Origin of the sequence: Clostridium sp. DSM 17811 (assembly GCF_018861905.1) — a bacterium.
GTDB lineage: Bacteria > Bacillota > Clostridia > Clostridiales > Clostridiaceae > Clostridium_AD > Clostridium_AD frigoriphilum.
This window is the reverse complement of the sequence record NZ_JAHLDU010000032.1, coordinates 1-13,510: the sequence shown is the minus strand read 5'-3', so window position 1 is coordinate 13,510 and position 13,510 is coordinate 1. Positions and strand designations below refer to the sequence as shown.

The window sequence follows — 13,510 nt, the reverse complement described above, 5'->3', positions numbered from 1 at the left end:
TTTACATTTCTCCTTTGTTTTTAATATAATTTGTTATTTGACTAGAATTATTTGCATTTAAAACAGTATTTATAAACTCTTTATCTCCTAAAAAGGTCGCTAATTGAGATAATGCCTTTAGATGACTTGAATGATCCACTGAACATAAACATACCACAATACTAACTGGATCATTATCTTTATTACCAAAATTAATTGGTTTATTTAAAGTGATGAGACTCATACCTATTTTTTTAACACTTTCATCAGGTCTTGCATGAGGCATTGCAATTCCAGGGGCTATTACGATATATGGACCTAAAGCTTTAACACTATCAATCATACTTTCAATATATTTTTCTTCTATAATGTCATTATTTTTTAATATTCCTCCTCCACATCTTATGGCTTCTTCCCAATTTTCTGCATCCACGTTTAATTTTATAAAGTCATTTGTAAGTACATCACTTAACATTGGTTGAAACACTCCTTTTTTAAATTTATTAGTTAATGAAAGGTAGCTTGCTAATTCTTCTGCTAATTTTTCGTTGTTTAATATTGTGCAACTGTGACTTACGAGCTCCATTATTTTTTCTAGTGATATATTATTATTTATATGCCCGTTATCATACTTTCTTAAAACTGCACTAATTTCATTTATATTCTTTTCTGATAGAAAGGGACTTACCTCAATACAAGGAATATTATTAATATTTGATTTAATAGGCACTGTCGTAATAATCAAATCCACAGCTTGATTTTTAATTACATCATCTACCTGATTGTATGATACTGTATCAATTATGTTTATGTTGAAAAGTGATTGTATTTTTGATGATACCATTTTTGATGTTCCTACCCCTGTAGCACATACAACAATAGCGTTTATAATCCTTTTGTTAACACCATTTCCTCTTTCGATTGCTGCTCCAAAATGCAGCGTTAAATATCCTATCTCCTCATCATTTAGTTTATTACCTGCATATTCTTCTATACCATAATCAGAATGTTTAACGGCATAGAATACTTTCCCCAATGATTGTTTTATTTCCTTTAGCAATGGATTCTTTAATGTAATATTGTGCTTTAGTCTATATATCGTAGGTCTTATATGTTGTATAAGACCATCAAATAACTGCTTATCCATCAATAAATCAATATTTAGTATTGAACCAACATTCTTAATAAAATTATCAGTAATAAATTCTATTGTTCCCCAATCTACATCATTATTTTTTGATATAGATACATTACTTCCTAATAAATGAATTGTGATATATCCAATTTCATCAATAGGTATAACAACCTCAAATCTAGTTTCAAGTATTTTTGTAATACTTGATGCAACAACAAATTCTTTTGTAATCTCAAGAGCCATCAGTTCATTTTTATCCATTACAATATCTTTATCTTCCCTTACCCTTTTTATAGCTATAGCAATGTGTATAACTAACCCTGAATATGATTCATCTGTAAATTTTGTTTCCAACTGTTCTTCTGCAATATGTAAACAGTTCTCGATACACTGAATATCAATATCCTTAAAAAGTTGTTTTTTATACTTATCTAAACCATAGTCTGACTTCGAAACCTTAGAAGCCTTAATCAGATTAAGTGCCTTATAAACATCCACATTGCTTGTAAGTAAAACGATTGCTGCTTCCCTTAAGTATTTTTCATCTCCAACAATTTTCACTCCATATCCTTTACATGATTTAAGTTCTAAATTTCGATCCAAAAGCCATTTTCTTACTTTTACCATGTCTTTTAAAATTGTACTTCGGCTTATAAGTATACTTTCTGCCAAATTATCCATTGTTATATAATTTCTACTTTCTAATAATTCAGTAAGAATCATGGTAATTCTTTCATTTTGAGATAATACATATTGATTTAAACCGATTTCACCAAGTAAATCTAAAACCTTACTTTTTTCTACTGAATTACAATTATAAGATATTCCTTCATTAGGCTTTCTTATAATTTGTGGCAAATTACTACTTTTGCAAAAATCATCTATCTTATCAAGATCATATCTAATGGTTCTGTTACTTACTCCAAAGATTTTAGATAACTGTAAAATACTTATGACTCCTCTAGCCTCCATAATTTCGCATAATAACTTAGAACAACGTTTATTCAGCATAGTTATACCATCTTCCTACCTTTTGTATTTAAGGTATTTCTTTTGTTTACTCTTTCATTATAATATATTTATACGTATACACAAGATTATAGTTTTTCATTGCAATGTGGCAATAATTTATATTTACGATAATAATAATTTATTTAATTAAAATAAATTACTATACTCTACTTAATTAAAAATTGAATATATTAAAAGGAAGTTCATTAATTGAACTTCCTTTTATCACCTAGTTTAACAACACACCCGTCTACTTATTCTTATTTTATTCTATACTTTAAATCCAGTTTTATCTGCTTGTGTAATTTCTCGTATTACTTTACACGGTACACCAGCTGCAACTACATTTGCTGGAATATTTTTTGTAATAACGCTGCCTGACCCTATGACTGTATTATCTCCGATAGTAACACCTTGATTTATACTAACTCCTGCTCCAATCCATACGTTATTGCCTATTTTTACAGATTTTGCATAACATCCTCCTGCTACTCGCTCTAATGCATCTATTGCATGATTAGATGTATAGATTCCAACTCGTGGTCCAAATAAAACATTATTACCTATGTCTATCTTTCCACCATCTAACATTATGCAATCGAAATTGGCATAAAAATTATCGCCTATTGTAATATTAAAACCAAATTCACATCGAAAAGTTGGTTCAAAATGAACTCCTTTTCCAATCTTTTTCAGTAGCTTTTTTAATATTTCCTCTCTTTTATGCTGCTGACTACCAAAACTATTATTATATTCATTTGTAAGAAATATAGTATTTTCTCTTGACTTAATTAGCTCTTGTGATAAATCATTATACATTTTACCTGATAACATAAATTTTTTCTGTTCTTCTAAATCCATAAGATAACCTCCAAACCTACTGTGGTATTTTTTAATCGTAGATTATGTTTATTATACGATAAATACAAATATTAAAAAAGCAATCGCCTTACCTCAACTAACTTTAAGGTATAGAGATTGCTTTTTATATATTTTATAGTTCTTTGTCATATTTCTTTAGCAATTTTTTTAAGTTTACTAACCTGTTCTTCTGTTCCTAGAACTACCATGGTATCTCCCATTTTTAGTACATGGTTAGAACTTGGATTAAAAACTAACTTTTTATTACTATCCTTCTTAATTGCTAAAACTATTAGTCCTGTTTTTCCAGGAATTCTAGCTTCCAAAAGACTCATATTTATTATAATGGATCCTTCACAAATAGTTACATCCTCTAAGTCTAAAATTAGATCTCCATCATGAGTTACTATATCCAAAAAAGCAATAACGGTAGGTCTAAGCATTAGAGCTGCCATTCTACTTCCACCTATTTCATTTGGAGAAATTGTATTATTTGCACCTGCTTTTTTTAGCTTTTCATTTGCATTTTTATTTATAGCTCTAGATACAATATATAAATTGCTATTCATTTCTCTTGCGGTTAGGACAGTATAAACATTATCCGCATCTGTAGACAATGAAGAAATAAGACCCTTAGCAAACTTTATTCCTACCTTATCTAATACCTCTTCCTCCGTTGCATCTCCTTGAATAGCATATATTTTGTTTTCTATTAGTCCCTTTATTATTTCTTCATCTTTATCTATCACAACAAATGGAACATTGCTTTTTTGAAATTGTTTTATAGCATTTCCCCCTGTTTCACCACCTCCACATATTATATAGTGGTCTTTTAGCTTGGCTATACCAACTTCCATACGTCTCCTCCTCCATGCATCTTTTAAATCTCCTTCTAAAAAATAAGCTACAATGCTACTAAATATATACCCCACAGTACTTAAACTTAAAAAAATAAGAAATATAGTAAAAAGCTTAGCTTTTGCATCCATAATAGCCACTTCAGTATATCCTACTGTTGATATGGTTATAACAGTCATATATAATGCATCTACAATACTAACATCTAATAAAAGTTTATATCCTAATGTTCCTATAAGGAGCAATGCTATTAGTATTGTGATAACCAAGCTAAATTTACGGTAACCTTCCATAACTCCGCCCCCTAATTCGTATAAAAAAATTATACCATAAAAGGTGTCATAGCTATGCAAAAAAAATGCTGCTAAGGAGTTTAGCAAAAATAAACTTTACTGAATCAGCTCACATATTTTATTATATATACCAATTAAAAATGTATAAAATGTTAAATTTAGAATAAGACTTACTTTTACACTAAAATAAGGTATAATAATATGGGTAATATATACTTAAAGGAGGATCAGCATTGAAAAATATTAAAAATTTAACAGAATTTAGAAAATGTTCATTAAAAACAAAGATTGTTATAGCTATTGCTACTATGGGTATCACATTTGTATCTGTAGGTGGTTTCAATAATACAAACTATAAAAATAGTACAAGCAGTATGGATAAAAATATAAAAGTGTTGGGTAGTGTGTACACAACACAATACGGTGCAACAACTGCAAGTGCTTTGAGTGTAAGAAGTGGAGCTGGAACAAACTATGCTGTATTAGGAATTATGAAAAGCGGGACCAAAGTTATTATAACTGGTAAAACAAACAATTTTTATAAAGTAACCTATAATAGTAAAACAGCTTACATAAGTACACACTATGTAAAAATAACAGCTAAACCCGTGGTATTGCCAGTGGTTTACGGTGGTAGAGTATATTCAACTTTGAATGTAAGAAGTGGAGCAGGTACAAACTATTCTATAATCGGAAGTGTAAAATCATCAACAATAGTTATGATAAGTGGAAAAACAAATAATTTTTATAAGATAGCTTACAATGGCAAAATAGGATATGTAAGCGCAGATTATGTAGTTCCCGTTGGAAGTAAAGTAACAGATTAAGTTAAAAACTTGATAAATAAGCTGTAAATTTTCTCAAGAGGATGTTCCATTAAATGTTAAATTATTGAAATTAGGGTTTAAGAAGTAATGAGCCATTGCGAAGTTGTAGCTGGATCGATTTCAGATGTTAAGTATCTCCCAACACTTCAAAATACTATTGAAAATTGAGTATGAATTTAAATAAGAAGAAACAGTAAGAGAAAGGCTCTCCTATGTCAATATTAAATCACTCGTGGAATTTTGAAATAAATTTACAAATAAATATCTGAAAGCTCAACTCGTATGCTTTGATTTTTACTTCTCATTTCGTTACTATATATCCTATTTTCCTGAAGTACCTTTTCTGAAGGAAGCTTAACTGTAAACTTACTTCCTTTTCCATATTCACTTTCAACATATATATTACCACCAAGTAATTCCACAATGGACTTAACTAAACTTAAGCCAACACCTGTACCTTCTGTATTCCTTGATAATGATTTGTCTACCTGTTTAAATCTATCAAATATCATATTTAAGTGCCCTTCTTCAATTCCTATGCCATTATCTTTAACTGATATTTCAACAAATTCATTCTTATCCTTAATAGCTACAACTATTTGGTCACCTTCATCTGAAAATTTTATCGCATTTGATATAAGATTTAATACTATTCTCTCTATCTTTTCTGTATCACAAGCAATAATTTTTTCTTCTACATCCGTATCAAAAATAATATTTAGACCTTTACACTCAATCAAACTAGTTACAGACATAACTATTTCTTCTACAACTGTGATTATATTATTATTTGATAAGTTCAATTTAAAGAAACCTGCCTCAATCTTTGATAAATCAACTATATTATTGATAAGCTTAGATAATCTATAAGAATTTTGCTTGATTGATTCTATATATTTAACAATTGAATTCTTCTTATTATCTAATGAACCACTCTTACAATACAAATCAAATAACTGAGCTGTTGAGAAAATAACATTTAATGGCGTTTTAAGTTCATGAGATATGTTAACGAGGAATTCTCCCTGGGTCTTATTCGCAATGATTAACTCTTTATTAGCGACAATTAACTCTGCTTCCCGGTCTTTTTTCTCGCCACTTTGAAATGCAAGCTCCTTATTAGCAATAATTAACTCTGCCGCCCTATCCGCTTTCTCTCCAATTTGAAAGGCAAGCTCCCTATTAACTATAATTAATTCTGATGCCCTGTCTGCTTTTTCTCCAATTTGAAAAGCAAGTTCCTTATTAGCAACAACTAACTCTGCTGCCCTTTCTGCTTTCTCTCCTCTTAGAAAAGCAAGCTCATTATTAGCGTTAATTAACTCTGCTGCCCTTTCTGCTTTTTCTTCAATTAGAAAGGCAAGCTCATTATTAGCGTTAATTAACTCTGCTGTCCTATCTGCTTTCTCTCCAATTTGAAGGGCAAGCTCTTTATTAGCGTTAATTAACTCGGCTGCCCTTTCTGCTATCTCCCGTTCTTCTTTAAGTCTTGCCACCATTTGCTTCGTTACCTGTCTGTAAAAAGAGTCATTCATACTCTATCATCATCCTTCAGTTTTTATTTCTCATAACATTAAATTCTTTTGCATTTGATGTCACTTGGCTTATTAATATCCAGCTGTCTTTAAGTAATCTTCTGCTTCCTTTTCATAAGTAAATACAACTGGAGTAACTCCTACGTTTTTGCCTACCCTACTCATTTGCATTTTCACTACTACACTTGAAATTATAAGGGCAGCATGAGCCATTCCATTATCTGTACAATACTGAACAAATTCTCCTAATTCATTTTGACTGTCTGTTAATTTGTAAATTCTCATATCGCAATATTTAGCCCATTTACTGCCTTTAAATAAAGGAAGTATTTTTGTTTTATAATCATTCTTCATATTTGCTACAGCTTCTTGTGTAAACATTCCTTCAAATTTTTCATATACTATCTTTCTTTCAACATCAACCTTTAATTCATATTCGTTTTGTATACTTATTGTTTTTATCATTTGTACCAACCACCCCTTGATTTCTTTGTTTTATTGACCTTGCTTAATTATACACAAAAAACAAACTATTACAATTTTTATTAAATAATTATTAAATTAGGTATTTAAAGAAATTATTAGATAACTCCTCTATGATATGCAAACAAATTGTCACGTATTGCAAAATAAGTATGGATTTATCGTCTTTTTTAATGTATTATGTTATATATAAATGTTTTTATTTAGAATAAATGTAAATAAAATGTTTAATTTAGATCTTAAATCTGATGATAATATAAATGGATTACTAAAGCCATGATAGGAGATATAAAAAATATAATTATCTGTAGCAAAACCAGTTAGGTTATCTATAGGTAAATAGAAGGTGAAAAATGAATAACAATGATAAATATAATAATATTTTAGCAATAATTACATTTACTAAGTTCGCTATTTTACTATTTATATTAATACTTATTTTCAATATTCCATATAATAAAACAAACTCCACAACTCGTGTCCAATTAAATTTGGCAATATTTCTTATCTTTTTATCATTATTTTATTTATTATGGTGGATTATTTATTTTAAAAATAACTTTAAAAAATCAAAGAATCTTTTAGTTGCAGAAGATATCTTATTTATTTTCATTCTATCTTTATTTGTTTTATTATCTGGCACTTATATGAGCCAATATAAATATCTGTTTTTCTTTAGCATTATCACAACAACCATATCTCAAGGTAAGAGGCGTGGTTTAATACTTTCTTATATATCGTCAGCTATTATATTATCTATAGATTTGACTTTTGTTTCTAATTTAGTAGTAAACACCTATTTCGAAAATGACTTGGTGTTATCAGTAGGATTTATCATTATCGCATGGATATTAGGTGAACACGTAACTTTTGAAGGCAATCAATTAAAACTATTAGAAATGCAATTACAAATGCTAAAGTTAAAAGAAGATGCAAAAACAACTATTGAACTATTAAACGAAACAAAAGAACATACTAAATTTATAACAGAGTTCTTTTGTAACATATCGCATGAATTGAAAACTCCATTAAATGTAATTTTTTCTTCTCTACAGATGATGAATATGTACAATGAAAGCAATGAAGAAAAAATTATTGAGAAGAGAAGAAAGTATTTACAAATAATGAAGAAAAATTCTAATAGACTTATTAGATTAATTAACAATTTATTAGACATGACAAAACTAGATTCGGGATTTATTACTCTACATATGGAGAATGGAAACATTGTTTATTTGATTGAAGATATTACCATGTCTATAATTTCTATCGCTGAAAATAAAGGTATAGACATAATATTTGACACTAATGTTGAAGAAAAGTTAATGGCGTTTGATGGCGATAAAATAGAGAGAATTATACTTAACTTACTTTCAAACGCTTTAAAATTTACAGACAGAGGCGGAAAAATATATGTAACAGTATTGGATAAAGTGGATAATGTTGAAATATCAGTTAGAGATACTGGAGTAGGAATCCCCGATGATAAAAAGGAAATAATTTTCGGTAGATTTATGCAGGTGGACAAGACATTAAAAAGAAATAATGAAGGAACTGGTATAGGCCTTTCTCTAGTTAAATCTTTTGTGAAACTACACGAAGGCAAGATAATCCTTAAAAGTGAACAGAATATTGGAAGTGAATTTATTATCATTCTTCCAGTAAAACAAGTTGATAAATCCTTAGGTGTAAACGAGATAAAAAAAGACATAACTGACCGAATCAATATTGAGCTGTCTGATATATATACAGAATAATTCAAACCATTAAGCAGAAAAAATATGATTAAATTATCAATGGCTAAATCTAAATTTAACCCTTGCCAATAATTAAGCAAGGGCTAAAGGTGTATAATCAATTATTTAGTTGGTATTTTAAATGTCATATGTCCGCTATCATTAGTCACATTATAGTCTAAAACTAAATTTATGAAAGAACTTTTATTTTTAACTGCTACAAATGTATCTGCTGAACATTTAGTCCCTATAATAGTTAATGGCTTAGGGTAATCACCAGCCCCGCCTGGATAACCTTCTCCTGACTCTCCTGTGCTATCAAATGAAGCGAAACTAGATACGTATAAACCATGTGTTGAAGTTCCACTAGACAATAATTTGTAGGTATAATTAATCTTATACACTTCTACTGCTTTAACCTTGCTATATTTATTTCTTTCTGTTGTTAATGTAATACTGTTAATTGTAATTTCATATGTTCCATACCGAATATCTGGAACAATAACTTTCTGATGTAATTTTCCTACTATGGCTGATTTAGCTGTTTTAGCTGGTTCAGTTTTAGTTGCTTCGGGAGTAACACTTTTAGTTGAAGCTGGTATATCCTGATATTTAAGATCATCTGATTTATCTTTATTAGTTGACATTAAACCAAGTGCAGCAACTACTACTATTACTATTAGGCATATTATTAATATTGGACTATGTTTACGTTTTGCATGAAAGTTATTAGCATCTTCGTAATCTGAGTTTTCTCTATACTCTGGCTTAACAGTATATACAGGTTCTCTTTTGTAATTATCCTCTTGCGCATCATAACTATCTTGATTGTCATACGCATCTGTCGATTGGTTTTTTCCACATTCATTGCAGTATTTACTTTTGTCTGTCAGTTCTGTGTTGCATTTTATGCAATGTTTCATTTTAACACTCCTTTAATATGTATACCTTTTTATGCACTTTCTGATAAATAAAATATAACCATAAATTATAAGATAATACGTAAATGCTGTAAGCCTACTATCCAGATTTCAATTTATTTTTATTCATAATTTGTTAACTATATTTATCATAGTATACCATATTTTATTATACATTTTCACCAACATTCTCTATTTGAGCACGAATTTTCTCTACATTGCCACCTCAACGTCCGCTGTGGCAATGGTGCTCGGCCGATGAGCTATCATAATCGTGGTTCTGTCCTTCATGAGCGACTGTATTGCCTCTTGAACCAAATATTCTGACTCGTTATCAAGTGCTGAAGTTGCCTCATCCAGTAAAAGAATGGGCGCATTTTTAAGGATGGCCCTGGCAATTGCAATACGCTGCTTCTCCCCACCAGACAGCTTGTTACCACGCTCACCTACCAAGGTATCATATCCTTCTGACTGCTTCATAATGAATTCATGGGCATTGGACGCCTTTGCCGACTGCACAACCTCTTCCATAGTAGCCTCAGCCCTTCCATAGGAAATGTTTTCGGCAATACTTACGTTGTACAAATAGGTATCCTGTGGCACGTAAGCAATCAACTCACGAAGTTTATGTAATCCCAGTTTTTCTAATGATACACCATCAATATATATTTGTCCCTTTTCTACCGGATAGAATCCCAATAAAAGCTTAGCTAAGGTACTCTTGCCACGTCCAGAATGACCAGTAATGGCTACTGAAGTTCCTTTTTTTACAGACAAATTAAAATCCTTTAGAACTTTCTTATCATTTTCATTGTATCCGAAGGTGATATTTTCCATAGAAATATAAGCACGCTGAGAAGACTCTTTTTCTGTACCTTCCAGCATATGTTCAATATAGGTTTTTGGTTCTTCTTGCATACCCATAAATTCAAAGACTTGCTGGGCGTTAACCAAACAGTTGACCAACTCGGGAATATATCGCCCAATTTGTAAGAAATACCAACTAAAGGTTCCATACAACATATACAATGCCGTCAGCGAAGCAACATCCACCACGCCTTGTTCAACATAGTAAATTCCCACACCTAAGAATACCAGCGAACAGAGCAGATTGAAGGCATTATTCAAACCTGTCAGCAGTGCTGAATACCAATTCTGTTTCTTTTGTGCCTTTGCACACTGCTTATTTGAAACATCATATTGCTTCATAATTATATCCTTCACCGCAAAAATCTTAATCGTTTCTATTCCCTGCATAATATTGGTCAGATTCTGTATCATCCCTTTGTTTACCTTTGACATTTTGGAACTAACCTTTTTCATGGGCTTTACCATTAATGTATTCACTAGTAGGGAAATGCAGCTTACCGCTAACAATCCCACTGTCACCTGTGGGCATAGATAAAACATAGGAATCAGAAATAGAATAACCATTATAATGGGCATAATAATGCGACGAAGCCTAGAACCAAAAATGTCTCCGGTTTTGCTTGCATCATACATTAATTTTGACATAAAATCTCCGGTATGATGAGTATCATAATATTCTATAGGAAACCACACTGATTTCATATACACCAATTGATTAATCTTTGCAATTGCCCGTTTAGACTCATTGTTATAAATGACTGTTGCTACCATCTGAATCAACATGGCCACAGCACCTATCAATAAATTTTTCACAAGAAGTAAGAATAACCCATTGGTTGTTCTATGCCCAGCCATTGTGAATAAATCTCGAATCAAAAAAGAACTAATAGTCTTGAATAGTCCTTCGAATATCGCCATTACAAGAATAGCTCCAAAATATATGAAAGCACGCCTCCCCATGAATGTCTTAGTCAATTTAATAAGTATTCTAGATAATTTCATTTAATGTCTCCTCCTTTCTTTCCTCCTGAGCCTGCCGTTGTGCCTGATATAAATGGTAATAAATACCTTTTTTCATCAATAACTCCTCATTAGTTCCACTCTCTACAATCTGCCCCTTTGACAGTACCATAATGGTATCTGCGTTCTCAATGGTGGACAGCCTATGTGCAATGGTGATGACTGTTTTCCCCTGAGAAATACGCTCTATGGCCTCTTTAATCAAATCCTCTGTACCCACATCAATGGCTGAGGTCGGCTCATCCAAAAGAAGGATTGGCGCATTTTTAAGAAAGGCCCTAGCAATGGAAATACGTTGCCGTTCGCCGCCGGAAAGTCGTGTTCCACGCTCGCCAGCCATTGTATCATACTGCTGTGGCAGACTGATAATAAAGTCATGAATATTGGCTAAGCGACAGGCCTCCTTAATTTCTTCCATGGTAGCTCCCTCTCGTCCATAGGCTATATTATCAGCAATGCTTTCTGGAAATAAAAATACATTCTGGGATACCAAAGAATATAGATTTCTCGCCGCATTCAGATTCCAATCTTCAAAATTTCTGCCGTAAAGCTTATAATTTCCTGATTGCTTCTTATAAAATCCACAGAGCAGCTTAAAAATGGTAGACTTACCCTCCCCAGAACTACCTACAAAGGCCACATTTTTTCCAGCCTGAATGATGAAGTTTACATTGTACAACACTTGGCAATCTTTATTGTAAGCAAAATTTACATTTTCAAATTCGATAACAGTTTCCAGTACCTGATCACAATCTCGGGCGTAGTGACTTCCATCCCAATCTCCGCTGGGTTCGTCCGCTTGCCCCATCAGTTCTTCCAGACGCTGGATGGACACACCAATTTCACGTGCATCATTAAACAACATAGGTAGTTCACTTAAAGGATGGATAATTCGGTCCAACATAAGAATGAAGAAAGTCATCTCTCCCACAGTAAGTGAACCGTTTAAAACCCTCATTAGTGCCAATGTGGCCAAAATAATATTTGGCAGCCAGTTAATCACGCCCTGCATAATCCATGATATTGCTGACAATTTATTACGCATAAATTCAAACTGCAGAATCTCATCGTTAGCTTTGTAGATTTTTTTCTGCATTACTGACATCAGATTGAAGCTTCTGCCTACAATGATGCCTTGAATATTGTCATAAGCAGTGGAGTTAAGTACATCAATTTTCTTCCATCGATTCTTAGCTAAGTTTGCCATTCGCTTAGATGAGTAATGAGATACCACCAGCACCAAAGGATACCCAACCGCTATAAATATCACCAGCATACCATCAATCTTACCGATGGAAATAATAATAGTCACAGCCTCAACCAATATTCGACAAATATCAGGAAGTGTTTCTGAAAAGAACCGTCCAGCTTGTCCAATATCCGAAATTAACTTGTTCAAAATGGTACCAGAGGAGTTCTTGTCAAAATACTTAAATTCTAGACGAACCAGTTTTCTCCCAGCCTCCTCGCGAAACTGTGTCTGAATATTTACACTGAATTGTGACGCGCACACATCTCTAACCAGAGATGCCACAAAACCAATTCCCACAAAAATGAAAAGTTGCATCATAAAATCCGTACTTACAATACCCGACACTTGTCCAGAAAGAAGTACATCAATGGCATTGGATATTAGACTGCTACCCTTAACAATAATTGAGGTCAGCACATATGCTGCAATCAATTCCACAACCATCCAGGGAAGATACCGTATAGCTATCCTCCGAAATACATTATTCTTTCTCATTTTGTTTTCTCTCCTTACTTTATCAATTTTAACTATTTCATTTGAGTCATTTGAGTCATTTAGTGTTAAATTTCAGATAATCACGTGGCCAATATGATGGCAAAAAGTTAAAAAGCACCCGATTTTTTGAACTGCCCCCTGTCAAGTAGACAGTGGAAATAATTAAAGATTTCAAGCAAGGCGTCTATCATTTGGTAGGCGCTTTGTTTATGCTGCATTACCTAATAGATATCGC

Annotated in this window: 10 protein-coding genes; 2 read left to right on the top strand and 8 right to left on the bottom strand. The window is 31.9% G+C overall.

Translation table 11 applies throughout. The features are described 5' to 3' along the window. Position 1: 1 nt before the first annotated feature. From KPL44_RS21725 to KPL44_RS21715, 3 genes are all read right to left on the bottom strand, one after another. Positions 2–2,125 carry a BglG family transcription antiterminator gene (locus KPL44_RS21725; protein ID WP_216254802.1) on the bottom strand — a complete coding sequence of 708 codons (2,124 nt, stop codon included), beginning with the start codon at positions 2,123–2,125 and terminating at the stop codon, positions 2–4. Between the two features lie 270 nt (positions 2,126–2,395). After that, the gene (locus tag KPL44_RS21720) at positions 2,396–2,986 is read right to left on the bottom strand and encodes a sugar O-acetyltransferase (RefSeq protein WP_216254799.1); all 591 of its coding nucleotides are present in this window, start codon (positions 2,984–2,986) and stop codon (positions 2,396–2,398) included. Between the two features lie 146 nt (positions 2,987–3,132). Continuing rightward, entirely contained in the window at positions 3,133–4,137 is a 1,005-nt protein-coding gene (locus KPL44_RS21715; protein WP_216254798.1) for a potassium channel family protein, read from the bottom strand. 233 nt (positions 4,138–4,370) lie between these two features. Here KPL44_RS21715 and KPL44_RS21710 point away from each other — a divergent pair, with 233 nt between their 5' ends. Further along, on the top strand, positions 4,371–4,964 hold the full coding sequence (locus KPL44_RS21710) for an SH3 domain-containing protein (protein ID WP_216254794.1): 594 nt from the start codon (positions 4,371–4,373) through the stop codon (positions 4,962–4,964). Positions 4,965–5,215: 251 nt separating this feature from the next. On the opposite strand, the gene KPL44_RS21705 is transcribed toward KPL44_RS21710, so the two are convergent. Both KPL44_RS21705 and KPL44_RS21700 read right to left on the bottom strand, forming a co-directional pair. Next, positions 5,216–6,499, bottom strand: coding sequence for a sensor histidine kinase (locus KPL44_RS21705; protein WP_216254793.1), 1,284 nt, complete (start codon positions 6,497–6,499; stop codon positions 5,216–5,218). Between the two features lie 72 nt (positions 6,500–6,571). Then, positions 6,572–6,964 carry a hypothetical protein gene (locus KPL44_RS21700; protein WP_216254791.1) on the bottom strand — a complete coding sequence of 131 codons (393 nt, stop codon included), beginning with the start codon at positions 6,962–6,964 and terminating at the stop codon, positions 6,572–6,574. Positions 6,965–7,335: 371 nt separating this feature from the next. Here KPL44_RS21700 and KPL44_RS21695 point away from each other — a divergent pair, with 371 nt between their 5' ends. Beyond that, a complete protein-coding gene (locus tag KPL44_RS21695) occupies positions 7,336–8,739 on the top strand; it encodes a sensor histidine kinase (protein ID WP_216254787.1) in 1,404 nt (467 codons plus the stop codon). A gap of 101 nt (positions 8,740–8,840) precedes the next feature. On the opposite strand, the gene KPL44_RS21690 is transcribed toward KPL44_RS21695, so the two are convergent. From KPL44_RS21690 to KPL44_RS21680, 3 genes are all read right to left on the bottom strand, one after another. Next, positions 8,841–9,641 (bottom strand): zinc ribbon domain-containing protein, encoded by an 801-nt coding sequence (locus KPL44_RS21690; protein WP_216254784.1) that lies wholly within the window; start codon positions 9,639–9,641, stop codon positions 8,841–8,843. Between the two features lie 210 nt (positions 9,642–9,851). After that, complete coding sequence (locus KPL44_RS21685; RefSeq protein WP_216254781.1) at positions 9,852–11,510, bottom strand: ABC transporter ATP-binding protein; 1,659 nt, start codon at positions 11,508–11,510, stop codon at positions 9,852–9,854. Then, the gene (locus KPL44_RS21680) at positions 11,497–13,275 is read right to left on the bottom strand and encodes an ABC transporter ATP-binding protein (RefSeq protein ID WP_216254766.1); all 1,779 of its coding nucleotides are present in this window, start codon (positions 13,273–13,275) and stop codon (positions 11,497–11,499) included. The genes KPL44_RS21685 and KPL44_RS21680 overlap by 14 nt, the downstream gene beginning before the upstream one ends. Positions 13,276–13,510 lie beyond the last annotated feature (235 nt).